10 protein-coding genes are annotated in these 12,824 nt (G+C 68.5%); 8 read left to right on the top strand and 2 right to left on the bottom strand.

Annotated features, from left to right (window positions below; all coding sequences use genetic code 11):
• Window positions 1-4: 4 nt before the first annotated feature.
• Window positions 5-751, top strand: a complete 747-nt coding sequence (locus VB080_RS05050; protein WP_323417341.1) for a sulfite exporter TauE/SafE family protein — start codon at window positions 5-7, stop codon at window positions 749-751.
• Between the two features lie 112 nt (window positions 752-863).
• On the opposite strand, the gene VB080_RS05045 is transcribed toward VB080_RS05050, so the two are convergent.
• A complete protein-coding gene (locus VB080_RS05045) occupies window positions 864-2,294 on the bottom strand; it encodes an HNH endonuclease signature motif containing protein (RefSeq protein ID WP_323417340.1) in 1,431 nt (476 codons plus the stop codon).
• 978 nt (window positions 2,295-3,272) lie between these two features.
• Between VB080_RS05045 and VB080_RS05040 the strand changes: the two genes are divergently transcribed.
• Both VB080_RS05040 and VB080_RS05035 read left to right on the top strand, forming a co-directional pair.
• Window positions 3,273-4,421 (top strand): zinc-binding dehydrogenase, encoded by a 1,149-nt coding sequence (locus tag VB080_RS05040; RefSeq protein WP_323417339.1) that lies wholly within the window; start codon window positions 3,273-3,275, stop codon window positions 4,419-4,421.
• 54 nt (window positions 4,422-4,475) lie between these two features.
• Window positions 4,476-5,471: a Gfo/Idh/MocA family oxidoreductase gene (locus VB080_RS05035; protein ID WP_323417338.1), complete on the top strand. Its 996-nt coding sequence runs from the start codon at window positions 4,476-4,478 to the stop codon at window positions 5,469-5,471.
• 160 nt (window positions 5,472-5,631) lie between these two features.
• On the opposite strand, the gene VB080_RS05030 is transcribed toward VB080_RS05035, so the two are convergent.
• Window positions 5,632-6,372 carry a GntR family transcriptional regulator gene (locus VB080_RS05030; protein ID WP_323417337.1) on the bottom strand — a complete coding sequence of 247 codons (741 nt, stop codon included), beginning with the start codon at window positions 6,370-6,372 and terminating at the stop codon, window positions 5,632-5,634.
• A gap of 95 nt (window positions 6,373-6,467) precedes the next feature.
• On the opposite strand from VB080_RS05030, the gene iolC reads away from it, so the two are divergent.
• From iolC to VB080_RS05005, 5 genes are all read left to right on the top strand, one after another.
• Window positions 6,468-7,421, top strand: coding sequence for a 5-dehydro-2-deoxygluconokinase (gene iolC / locus VB080_RS05025; protein WP_323417336.1), 954 nt, complete (start codon window positions 6,468-6,470; stop codon window positions 7,419-7,421).
• Window positions 7,418-8,311 (top strand): deoxyribose-phosphate aldolase, encoded by an 894-nt coding sequence (locus VB080_RS05020; RefSeq protein ID WP_323417335.1) that lies wholly within the window; start codon window positions 7,418-7,420, stop codon window positions 8,309-8,311. The genes iolC and VB080_RS05020 overlap by 4 nt, the downstream gene beginning before the upstream one ends.
• Window positions 8,308-9,192, top strand: coding sequence for a 5-deoxy-glucuronate isomerase (gene iolB / locus VB080_RS05015; protein ID WP_323417334.1), 885 nt, complete (start codon window positions 8,308-8,310; stop codon window positions 9,190-9,192). Before VB080_RS05020 ends, iolB begins: the two co-directional genes overlap by 4 nt.
• A 3-nt stretch (window positions 9,193-9,195) precedes the next feature.
• Complete coding sequence (locus tag VB080_RS05010) at window positions 9,196-10,749, top strand: CoA-acylating methylmalonate-semialdehyde dehydrogenase (RefSeq protein WP_323417333.1); 1,554 nt, start codon at window positions 9,196-9,198, stop codon at window positions 10,747-10,749.
• Between the two features lie 262 nt (window positions 10,750-11,011).
• Entirely contained in the window at window positions 11,012-12,802 is a 1,791-nt protein-coding gene (locus tag VB080_RS05005; RefSeq protein ID WP_323417332.1) for a DEAD/DEAH box helicase, read from the top strand.
• Window positions 12,803-12,824: the final 22 nt, after the last annotated feature.

The raw sequence follows: 12,824 nt of genomic DNA, 5'->3' as shown, positions 1-12,824 counted from the left end.
GGAGGTGCCCGACGTCCCTGCCCTGCTTGCCGGGCTGAGTGTGACGGACTGGGTCATCGTCGTCGTGGCGGCCCTGTTGGTGGGCTTCTCCAAGACCGCCATCGGCGGCCTGGCCATGGTGGCGGTGGCGATGTTCGCCTTCGTCCTGCCGACCAAGGACTCGACCGGAGCGGTCCTGTTGCTGTTGCTCACCGGCGATCTGGTGGCGATCTGGGTGTACCGCAAGCACGTCGACTGGCGGCTGATCGCACGGCTGATCCTGCCGGTGCTGGTCGGGATCGGTCTGGGCGCTGCCTTCTTGGCGATGGTGGACGACCTGGTGCTGAAACGGACGATCGGCATCATCTTGCTGGTGCTGCTGGTAGCCGGCTTCTGGAAGGAGAAGCTGCGACCGCACCACCCCGCGGTGGGCGCAGCCTACGGTGGTCTGGCTGGCTTCACCACCATGGTGGCCAACGCCGGCGGCCCACCGATGAACCTCTATCTGCTGGCAGCGGGCTACGACAAGTGGCGCTTCCTGGGGACGTCGGCGTGGTTCTTCTTCGCGGTCAACCTCACCAAGCTGCCGGTCTCGATCGGCCTGGGGATCATCCGCCCGGAGTTGGCGGCGCTGGCCGCCGTCCTGGTACCGGCGGTGCTGCTGGGCACCTGGGTGGGACGGATGGTGATCAAGCGGATCGACCAGAAGCTCTTCGAGGGTCTGGTCACGGTCTTCGTTGCCGTGACCGCGGTCTATCTGCTCTTCGCGTGAGACGAGCCTGCGCCAGGAGCCTGATGGGCAAGCGCCAATTCTGGCCCGACGTGAACGCATCACACCTTGTCAGTGTCCCATTGGTAGCTTGATCCCAGCGTCATTCAGCAATCTAGGGCCGGTACCGGTAGTTGCGTTCCCAGCCATGGCCGCGATCTACTTCGGCAATCCCGGTGATGGTTCGGCGAAGTCTCCAGCGCTGCCGATGAGCCTCGTGATGGTGGCTGGAACAGAGTAGATAGCCCTCGTCGAGGTTGGTCTTGCCGCCATCGCTGAAGGGAGCGCCGCCGTGGTGGGCCTCGCACCAGGCGGGTGGGCGGTCACAACCCGGAGCAACGCAACCGCCGTCCATCGAGGCCAGTGCGTCCCGCTGTCGTGGAGTAAAAAGTCGCTGATCGCGACCCAGGTCGATCGGGATGCTCGCTCCACCCAGGACTGCGGGCAGAATGCCGTGTCCGCAGGCCAGGCGGCGCAACTCGCCGGCGCTGATCCGCTCTCCGGTCGACAGCGTGGCTGCCGCCACCTCGCTACGCAGCTTGGCCTCATCGATCGTCACCACGATGCGTGCCGGCGTGCCGCCTGTCGTCGGGAATCCGTCAGTAGGAAGGTGCTCAACGAGGGCGACCAACGCGTCTCCGGCCTTGCGGTCGTAGGACTTCTCCAGTTCCAAGCGCAGCAACTCCTCAGCCCGAGCGGCCTGCACTCGGCTTTGTTGACTCGCTGCCGGTCGTTCTCGGCTTTGTTGACTCGCCGCCGGCTGTTCTCGGCTTGGCTGACTTGCCGCCGGCTGCCGGAGTTCGTCCGAGGCTGTCCCCCCGGAACCATCGGTCATTGCCGCCCGCAGCTGCGAACGCCGCGGTGCGGCCAGCGCATCGATCGCCGTCTTCAGCATTCTGGCTTGGAGTTCGGGCAGAACGAATCTCCCCGCCCAGGTTCCGTCCCGGTTGTCCCACATGGTCAGCGATGCGCTCCGGTAAGCCGCTGCTTCCCGCCGCTCGAGCTGCCTGCTCTCGGTCGAGTCTGTCTCCTCAGGCGTCTGCCACAGTTCGGTGACTCGTCGCGCCCGGGTCTGGAGGTCCTTGGGTGAGAGCCGGTGGGCATCGGCGACCAGAACCTGCTCGGCCCGAACGCGCTGCCCCGCTGTCGTTTCCTGTGGCAGCGCCGCGATCGCCTGTCCGATCACGGTGGCATGCGCGTGCGAGATGTCGCCTGCGGCCGCCGCCTGCTCCGCGGCGGGGGCGTTCGCCAGCGACCGTGCCTGCCGCAGCTCCCGGTGGGCGGCGCCAGCGTCCAGCCCGAAGTCTCCTGCGAGCAACTGACGCGTGTCACTGCTGGGGACGAGTCGCTCCACGGCACGTACCGCTGCCCCGGTGTGGGTGCGCACCATCGACTCCAGCGCACGCACCTGGGCGGCGACGCGCCGGGCCTCGGCCGGAGTCTGCCGGGCGTACTCTGACAGGGCGATCTGGGCCAGCGCGGCGCGCACCATCGCCAGTCGTTCGCTCAGTGGAACGACTGTGGGCTCGATCGCGACCGCGGCCATGACATGCGCCTCCTTCCCCGCTCTGGCGGCAGATTCTCCCGCACGACAATCACGCTACGGGCGGGGTCTGACGTTTCTGCGATCCTGGGGCCCTCCATCGGCGCAGGCCGGGTATCTGCACATTCGTGCAGCAGCGCTGGGAATGTGCTTGCCTGAGGCCGTCGGCGGGTGCGCAGTGAACGTCGCTGACGGCCGAACCAGGCTGAGGTAGACGGTCCGTGAGCGGTCCATCGGGCGCACCGGCCCACGTCGACGCCACTCTGGCCGATGGCGATGCCTCTCTGGCCGACGGCGATGTCATTCGACTCCGCCGGTTGCGCTACCCCTGCTACGCCTCCCCGCCAGGCTTCGCGGCCTGGCGCGCCTCCTGCGACGACTACCAGGACTCCCGACTTCCCAACGGCACCAGCACCGGCACTTCCGAAGAAGCCCTCGGCACCGCCTGCAACCTCTCAACGACCCCACCGCCTGGACAACCCCACCGCCAACGAACTGACGCAACCGACTGGTGGTGTCTACGAAGGTCCGAGACACGGCACCGATCGTCTCGAGTGTTCACTTTTCACCGTCGAAACCGTCCAGTTTTCAAACGTTGTCGACAGTCGTTGTCCGGCAAAACTCGGGAAGCCGAATAGCTACGACACCAGACAGGCGGGGGCGAGAGCGCGTCAGCGGTGGTCGGTGGGGAGGGCAGGCAGCCGCCCTGGCCCAGGCGGACCAGGCCGGCCGGTGACAGTACCGCTGTTCACCGGGGCAGGACCGCCAACGAACTATCGGACGTGACCACCAGATACAGGTGGGACTTGGTGTGGTGCCGGTGACGCGTGAGGCAGCAGCTCGCCGCCGCGAACAGCCACCCCACCAGAGGCACCAGATGTCCTATTGACAGCACAAACTTTTGACCGTACTTTTGACGTGAGCTGGGTGCCCGTCTCAATCTGGTGCGACGGTATCCGCCCCGCTCGGAGCGAGGATGCCATGACTCACACCGTCTCTCCAATCCCCGATCTGATGCGCGCGGCCGTCCTGACCGCGCCGGGAGCCCCGCTGGAGGTCCGGCGGATCCCCACCCCACGACCGCACGCCGGCGAGGTGCTGGTCAAGGTGACCGCGTGCGGCCTGTGCCATTCCGACCTGCACGTCATCCACGGTGCGATCGCCTTCCCGACCCCCGCCGTGCTGGGCCACGAGGTCTCCGGCGTGATCGTCGAACTCGGCCCCGAGACGCACAACTCCGGCCTCAGCGTCGGCCAGCAGATCTGCGGGGCCTTCCTGATGCCCTGTGGGCAGTGCCCGGATTGTGCCCGCGGCCGGGACGACCTCTGCTCGCCGTTCTACACCTACAACCGGCTCAAGGGGCAGCTCTTCGACGGCACCAGTCGGCTGGTCGACACCGACGGCTCGGTGATCGCCCAGTACTCAATGGGGGGCCTGGCCGAGTACTGCGTGATCCCGGTGACGGCGGTGACGCCCGCGCCTGACTCGCTCGACCCGGTGGCCGCCGCCATCCTCGGCTGCGCGGCGATGACCGGCTATGGCGCGGTGCGCCGCGGCGCCGAGCTGCAGTACGGCGAGACCGTCGCGGTGATCGGGGTCGGCGGGGTCGGCTCGAACATCATCCAGATCGCTGCCGAGTTCGGCGCGGGCGTGGTGATCGCGATCGACATCGACGACACCAAGCTGGCTGCTGCCCGGCGGCTGGGAGCCACCCACGGCGTGAACGGCCGGACGGTGAACGCCCAGCAGGCGGTGCTGGAGATCACCGGCGGCCGCGGCGTGGACGTGGCCTTCGAGGCGCTCGGCATCCCCGCCACCTTCACCCAGGCACTGGATCTGCTGGCCGATGGTGGACGGATGGTGCCGGTCGGCCTGGCGGCCGGTGCGCAGGCCGCCGACGTGCCGATCAACCGGCTGGTCCGCCGTGGCCAGGTGATCCACGGCTCCTACGGCGCCCGGACCCGCACCGACCTGCCGGCAGTGGTGGATCTGGCTGCCCGGGACGTCATCAACTACCGCGACGTCGTGTCGCTCCGCATCCCCCTGGAGAAGGCGGGGGAGACCTACGCTCTTCTCGAGGAGGGCCGGATCGCCGGGCGCGCGGTCGTGGATATGGCGCTGGCGGTCTAGCCGGCGGAAACTGCTGCCGGGCGAATCTCCCGGCTCATCTCAGGAAAGGTCAGCATGCAACGCTTCGCACTCATCGGCGCCGGTTTCATCGGCTCCGTCCACGCCGGCAACCTCGCCGCACATCCCGATATCGACTTCTCGGTGGTGTACGACGTCTCCACCGAGCGTGCCAGCGCCATCGCCGAGCGCTACGGCGCACGCGTGGCGGCCAGCCTGGCGGAAGCTCTCGATCCGGCAGCGGTGGACGCAGTGTTCATCGCGTCGTCCACCGACACCCACGCCGACACGCTCCGAGCGGCGGTGGACGCGGGTCTGGCGGTGCTGTGCGAGAAGCCGATCGACCTGGAGCTGGCCAGGGCGCGTGAGGTGGTCAGCTATGCCGAGGCCAGGGGCGCCCGGGTGATGATGGACTTCAACCGGCGGTTCGACCCCGACCACGCCGAGTTGAAACGGATCGTGGACGCCGGCGGGATCGGCACCATTGAATTGATTCAGATCACCTGCCGTGGGCCGGTGGTGCCACCGCTGGAGTACGTGAAGGTCTCTGGCGGCCAGATGCGCGACCAGAATGTGCACTTCTTCGACCTGGCGCGCTGGATCGCCGGAGCCGACCCGGTCGAGGTCTTCGCGGCCGGTTCGGCGCTGGCCGAGCCACGGCTGAAGGAGTATGACGACGTGGACACCTCGGTCTGCGTCCTGAAGCTGCCTGACGGTGCCCTGGTGCAGATCGACGCGAACCGGCGCACAGGCTACGGCTACGACGAGCGGCTCGAGGTGCTCGGCTCGCAGGCCCTGGTTGAGTCCCAGCGGCAGGGTGCCCGCAGGGTCACCCACTACACCGCGGACGGAGTGGCGCAGAGCCCGCTGCACGCCGGCTGGTTCGAGCGGATGCAGCCGACCTACGCGCGGGCGCTCGATCACTTCGTCACGCTGCTGGAGACCGGCGCGCCGATCGAACCGGGTCTGTCCGACGGCCTCAAGGCCCAGGCCATCGCCGAGGCCGCCACCCGCAGCCTGCACACCGGCGTGAGCGAGAAGATCGTCTACTGACGGTGTGTCGGGTTCCGCAAACCTGCCGCGAGGAGCCGCTGGAGGGCGGCGGCCGGTTGTAGGGCAGGCTCGACGACATCGGGGGCTGGTTGCGTCAGTGGCAGTCGCCTCCCGGGACCGCGCCACGACTCCCGGGAGGCGACAGGCGTGCCCGGTTTCCTCAGCTGGCGTAGACGGTGATGTCGAACTTGTACAGGTCGTAGCGGTAGCAGTGGTCGCCGAACTCGACTGGCTTGCCGGCAGCGTCGTAGGCACGGCGACTCATGGTCAGCACCGGCGCGCTGCGATCGAGCTTGAGCAGCTTGCGCTCGGCGGGTTCGGCAGGCCTGGCGCCGATCACCTGATGCCCGACGGCCGGGATCACACCTCGGGCGCGCAGCACGTTGTAGAGGCCGTCGGTGGCGATGGCGTCCGGGTCGAGGTCGGCGAAGGACGGCGGCAGCCAGTTCTTCATCAGCGCCAGCGGCCCCTGGTCGACCGAACGCAGGCGCTCGACGTAAACCAAGGGCGTCTCGGTGGGCAGGTCGAAGGCCAGGGCGGCCCGCTGGTCGACGACGGCGGGATCGAATTGGAGGATCTCGGTGACCGACTCCCGGCCGCCGCGACGCAGGTCGTCGTAGAGGCTGGTCAGCTCGTTGCGCCGGTGGATGACCTCCTGGGCGACCGTGGTGCCGATGCCGCGGCGACGCACCAGCAGACCGCGGGTGACGAGTTCGATGATGGCCCGGCGGACCGTCGGCCGGGAGAGGTCGAGACGGTCGGCCAGCGAGAGCTCGTTCTCAAACGCGTCCCCCGGCTTGAGCAACCCGTCGTCAATGGCGGCCGCCAGTTGCTCGGCCAGTTGGTGATAGAGCGGGACCGGGCTGGAGCGGTCGATACTCACCGGGATCTGCATTGCCATGGCGGAAGGATATCTACATTCAACCGTCCATCAATATATCCTAATGTCTTTACAAATATTGACAGTAGTGTGCCCTCCGGGGCAGGATGGTGGCCATGGCTGAACACTATGACGTGGTCTGTGTCGGCCGCGTCGGTGTGGACATCTACCCCCTCCAGACCGGAGTCCGGCTGGAGGACGTGACCACCTTCGGGAAGTTCCTCGGTGGGAGCGCCACCAACGTCGCGGTCGCGGCGGCCCGGCATGGGCACCACACGGCGATCATCACCCGGACCGGCAACGATCCGTTCGGCCGGTTCGTCCGCCGTACGCTGACCGAGTTGGGCGTGTCGGACGAGTTCGTCGGCACCGACTCCTGGCTGCCCACCCCGGTCACCTTCTGCGAGATTTTCCCGCCGGACGATTTCCCGCTCTACTTCTACCGCTACCCCCAGGCACCCGACCTGCGGGTGGCGGTGGACGACCTTCCGCTGACCGCGATCTCTGGGGCGGGCGTCTACTGGGCGACCCTGACAGGGATGTCCGCCGAGCCCAGTCGGTCGGCCCATCTTGCCGCCTGGCAGCATCGCGCCCGCCGGCCGTTCACGGTGATTGACCTCGACTACCGGCCGGTGTTCTGGCGCAACGAGGCCGATGCCACCAAGCAGGCCGAGAAGGCGCTGAGCTACAGCTCGGTCGCGATCGGGAACCGCGAGGAGTGCCGGGTGGCGGTTGGCGAGACCGATCCCCAGCGCGCCGCCGACGCCTTGTTGGAGCGGGGAGTCGAGCTCGCGATCGTGAAGCAGGGACCCAAGGGCGTCCTGGCCAGGACGGCGGACGAGACGGTCGAGGTTCCCTCGGTGAAGGTGGACGTGGTGAACGGCCTGGGTGCCGGCGACGCCTTCGGCGGCGCGGTCTGCCACGGACTGCTGCAGGGCTGGGGGCTGGAGCGGGTCATCCGGTTCGCCAATGCCGCCGGCGCCCTGGTGGCCTCCCGGCTGGAGTGCTCGACCGCCATGCCGACCCAGGACGAGGTGCTGGAACTGCTGGAGCGCGGGGGCCGGGGATGAGCAAGACCACGGTAACGGTCGGCGACCTGACCAGTCGGCGGGTGCGTGAGCCGGAAGCGATCGCCCAGGCCTGGCGCACCCGGAGGCCGGGCACCATCCCGCCGGACGGACGGCTGATGATCATCGCCGCCGACCATCCCGCCCGGGGGGCGCTGGGGGTGCGGGGCGACGCCTACGCAATGGCCTCACGGGCCGGCCTGCTGGAACGTCTGGCCGAGGCGCTGTCGCGTCCGGGGGTGGACGGAGTGCTGGGCACCGCCGACATCCTGGAGGACCTGCTGCTGATGGGCCTGCTGGAGGGCAGGATCGTCTTCGGCTCGATGAACCGCGGCGGCCTGCAGGGCTCGGAGTTCGAGTTCGACGACCGCTGGACGGGCTACGACGTCGCGACCATCGCCGACAATCGGCTCGAGGGTGGCAAGATGCTCACCCGGATCAGCCTGGAGGATCCCTCCACCGCCTCGGTGCTGGAGTGCAGCGGCAAGGCGGTCACCGAACTCGCCCGGCGCGGCCTGATCGCCATGGTGGAACCGTTCCTGTCGCGTCGGCTGCCCGACCGGAGAGCGCAGAATCTGCTCGACCCCGACTCGGTGATCAAGTCGATCAACATCGCCGCCGGCCTGGGCGCCAGCAGCGCCTACACCTGGCTCAAGCTTCCGGTGGTGGCCGAGATGGACCGCGTCCTGGCTGCCACCACGCTGCCGACCCTGCTGCTCGGCGGCGATCCCAGCGGCGACCCCGAAGGGATGTACCGGCAGTGGGCTGACGCCCTCGCCCAGCCGGCTGCCCGCGGGCTGGTTGTCGGACGGGCCATGCTCTACCCGGCCAGCGGCGCCCCCGCCGACGCGGTCGATACTGCGGTTTCGCTCGTCCATGGAGGTGGGAAATGAGTACCTGGGTCCGTCCACGCCTGACCGGAGGCTCCCAGATCGCCAAGGTGATGCCCGGTGACCCGGGCTGGTCCTGGACCGGTCTGGAGGTGATCGAGCTTGCTCCCGGTGCGCAGCGGTCGGTCGAGACCGGCGGCCTGGAGTACATCGTCCTGCCGCTCTCGGGGGCCGCGCAGGTCACCGTGGCTGGCGTGACCCACAGCCTCGCCGGCCGTCCGGACGTGTTCAGTGGGCCCAGCGACATGGTCTACGTCGGACGGGACAACAGCTTCACCCTCACCAGCCCGGCGGGAGGCCGGTTCGCGCTGGCGGCGGCCGTCGCGGCGACCTCCCGGCCCACCTGCTACCTGGCGACCGCCGACGTACCGGTCGAACTGCGGGGCGCCGGTCAGGCCAGCCGGCAGGTGCGTAACTTCGGCACCCCCGGTGTGCTGGAGGCGGATTCGATCATCGCCTGTGAAGTGATCACCCCGGCCGGCAACTGGTCGTCCTACCCGCCCCACAAGCACGACCAGGAGCGGCCCGGCCTTGAGACGCAGTTGGAGGAGATCTACTACTTCGAGTTGCAGGCCGAGGCCGGCGCGACCGCGGGTGAACCGATCGGCTACCAACGGGTCTACGGCACCACCGAGCGTCCGATCGAGGTGCTCGCCGAGGTGCGCAGCGGGGACGTGGTGCTGATCCCGCACGGCTGGCACGGCCCGGCGATGGCCCCGCCCGGCTACGACATGTACTACCTGAACGTCATGGCAGGACCGGGCGAGGAGCGCGCCTGGCTGATCTGCGACGACCCCGCCCACGCCTGGGTGAGGCAGACCTGGCAGACCCAGAAGGTCGACCCCAGGATCGCTCCGACCCCTTCCACCACACGAGAGGAATGACAGATGGTTCTGACGCACGAGGAGGCCACCGCCGTCGAGGCGGCCCCGGTGAAGCGGCTGCGCTATCTGGTGGACAACCAATGGCGTGAGTCCAGCAGCGAGAAGTACATGCCGGTGATGAACCCGTCGACCGGGCAGCAGATCGCCGAGACTCCCTGCTGCACGCAGGCCGAGGTCGACTCCGCGGTGGCGGCGGCCGCCCGGGCCTTCCCCGCCTGGTCGGCCACCCCGATCCCGAAGCGCATCCAGTTGATGTTCCGCTTCAAGCAGTTGCTGGACGAGCATCTCGATGAGCTCAGCGTGGTGCTGGCCACCGAGATGGGCAAGGTGCTGGACGAGGCCCGCGGCGACGTCCTGAAGGCCATCGAGGTGGTCGAGTGTGCCTGTTCGAGCCACTACCTGATGCAGGGCGACACCACGATGAACGTCTCGACCGGCTACGACACGGTCTCCTTCCGGGAGCCGCTGGGTGTCTTCGTCGGCATCGCCCCGTACAACTTCCCGGCGATGATCCCGATGGGCTGGATGCTGCCGTTCGCGATCACCACCGGCAATACCTTCGTGCTGAAGGCTGCCTCGATGGTGCCGCAGACCTCGATGCGGATGATGGAACTGCTGATCGAGGCCGGCCTGCCCGCGGGCGTGGCCAACCTGGTCACCTGCACCCGGGTGGAGGCTGACAGCCTGCTCACCAATCCGGAGGTGCGCGGCATCACCTTCGTCGGCTCCACCCCGGTCGGCAAGCATGTCTACGCCACCGCTGCCGGTGCCGGCAAGCGGGTCCAGGCCCTCACCCAGGCCAAGAACCACGCCCTGGTGCTGGAGGACGCGGTGCTGGAGCGGGCCGCGTCCGGCATCATCAACTCCACCTACGGCTGCGCCGGCCAGCGTTGCATGGCGCTGCCGGTGGTGGTGGTGCAGGAGTCGATCGCCGACGAGTTGGTCGCCCTGCTGAAGCAGAAGGCCCAGGAGCTGAAGCTCGGCCCGGCCTACCTGCCCGATTCCCAGCTCGGCCCGGTGGTCAGCGCCGCGCAGAAGGCGTGGGTGGAGGAGTGCATCGCCCGCGGTGTCGCCGAGGGCGCCGAACTGGTGCTGGACGGCCGCAACCCGGTCGTCGAGGGCTACCAGGACGGCTACTGGGTGGGTCCGACCATTTTCGACCACGTCCAGCCCGGCCAGTTCGTGGGCGATGAGGAGATCTTCGGCCCGGTGACCTCGATCAAGCGGGTGAAGGACTTCGAGGAGGGGCTGGCTGTGATGAACGCCAACTCCTACGCCAACGGGTCCAGCATCTACACCAGCTCCGGCTGGCATGCCCGTGAGTTCTCCCGCCGTACCCACGCCGGCATGGTGGGGGTCAACGTCGGCATTCCGGTGCCGTTCTCGACCTTCGCCTTCTCGGGCCACAAGGACTCCTTCTTCGGCGACCTGCACTCCATGGGCAAGGACGGCGTGCTGTTCTTCACCGAGGTGAAGTCGGTCACCTCGGTGTGGTTCACCGATGAGCACGCCGGCGAGAGGGTCTCCACCTGGGACGGGACACTGACCCGCGGCTGAGGCCAACCGCGATGCGGGTCCTCCCGATCGGGGAGGACCCGCATCGCATTCCTGGCGCCGACCGCGTGCTCGAACGCTCGCCCGGACGGCCCGGGTTCCAGAGCGCAACCGATCGAGGTGCCGTTGCGACAGATCCAGCCCCAGTTCGGGGAGTCCGGCTCAGTTGCGGCTCTCCTCGCCGGTGCGGCGCCGATTTCGTCTCACACAGGTCCGGCAGGATGCTGATGCGGCAGGATCTGGCCCGGCCCTGTACCGTTCGGGCGTGACGAATGACGCTCCGGAACAGTCTGAGGTCGGCGGTAGCGACCACCCCACCGGCTTCGCCCACCTCGGCCTGGCCGAACCGCTGCTGGGTACGCTGGCCGGTCTCGGCTACGAGACCCCCACCCCCATCCAGGCCGCCACCATCCCGGCGATGCTCGACGGGCGCCATGTGGTCGGACTGGCCCAGACCGGTACCGGCAAGACGGCGGCCTTCGCGCTGCCGATCCTGGAGCAGTTGGAGCACAGGCGGAAGGCGCCGCAGGCGCTGGTGCTCGCGCCCACCCGCGAGTTGGCGCTGCAGGTGTGCGAGGCTTTCCAGTCCTACGCGGCAGCGATGGACGAGGTCCACGTCCTGCCGATCTATGGCGGGCAGGGGTACGGCGTCCAGCTCAGCGCCCTGGCGCGAGGTGTGCAGGTGGTGGTCGGAACTCCCGGCCGGATCATGGACCACCTCGCCAAGGGAACCCTCGACCTGAGCCGGCTTCGCTTCCTGGTGCTGGACGAGGCCGACGAGATGCTCAACATGGGCTTCGCCGAGGACGTCGAGACCATCGTTGCCGAGACTCCTGCCGACAAGCAGGTGGCGCTGTTCTCCGCCACCATGCCGCCGGGGATCCGACGGCTGGCCAAGCAGTACCTCACCGACCCGGTTGAGATCCGGGTGCAGGGCCGGACGGCGACGGCGCCGAACGTCCGGCATCGCTACTTGCTGGTCTCCTACCCGCAGAAGGTCGAGGCGCTGACCCGCATCCTGGAGGTCGAGGACTTCGAGGGGATGATCGTCTTCGTCCGCACCAAGAACGAAACCGAGACCCTGGCGGAGAAGTTGCGGGCGAGAGGGTTCTCGGCAGCGGCGATCAACGGCGACATCGTGCAGCAGCAGCGGGAACGGACGATCGACCAGCTGAAGACCGGCAAGCTCGACATCCTGGTCGCCACCGATGTTGCCGCGCGCGGACTGGACGTGGACCGGATCAGCCACGTGGTGAACTTCGACATCCCCACCGACACCGAGTCCTACGTCCACCGGGTCGGCCGGACCGGTCGCGCCGGCCGCAGTGGTCAGGCGATCTCCTTCGTCACTCCGCGTGAGCGTCGGTTGCTCTCCGCCATCGAGCGGGCGACCCGGCAGGCGCTGACCCCGATGGAGATCCCGAGTGTCGCCGATGTCAATGCCACCCGGCTGAGCCGGTTCGACTCGGCGATCACCGCCGCGCTGGAGAACGACGAGTTGGAGTTCTTCCGCCAGGTGGTCGCCCACTACGTCAACGAGTACGACGTCCCCGAACTCGACGTGGCAGCGGCCTTGGCGCTCAACCTGCAGGGGGACGAGCCGATGTTGCTGGAGGCCGAGCCGGAGCCGGTCCGGACGCGACCGGGTTCGGCCCGTCCGGACGTCGCCGGTCGGGGCGAGCGCGCTCCGTCCGGCGGCCACCGTCGCGGCGGTGTGCCGATGGCCACCTACCGGATCTCGGTGGGCAAGCGCCACCGGATCGCGCCCCGCCAGATCGTCGGTGCCCTGGCCAACGAGGGGGGACTGGCGCGGGAGGACTTCGGACGGATCGAGATCCGTGCCACCCACTCCCTGGTCGAGCTGCCGGCCGAGCTTCCGCCCGAGGCCTGGAAGGCGCTTGCTGCCACCAGGATCAGTGGCCAGCGGATCGAACTGCGGTTGGACAGCGGTGCTGACGACACCGCCCGGCCCAGGCGTGGCGGGCCTCACGGCAAGCGCCGGGATTTCGGGGACGGACGTCCGGACAAGGGGCGCAAGCCCCGCCGCAAGCTGTGAGGTTGCTCCCGTCCTCGGATCG

The organism is Propionicimonas sp. (assembly GCF_034927565.1).
In the GTDB taxonomy this organism is placed as follows: Bacteria; Actinomycetota; Actinomycetes; order Propionibacteriales; family Propionibacteriaceae; genus Propionicimonas.
This window is presented reverse-complemented; position numbering and strand designations above follow the sequence as displayed.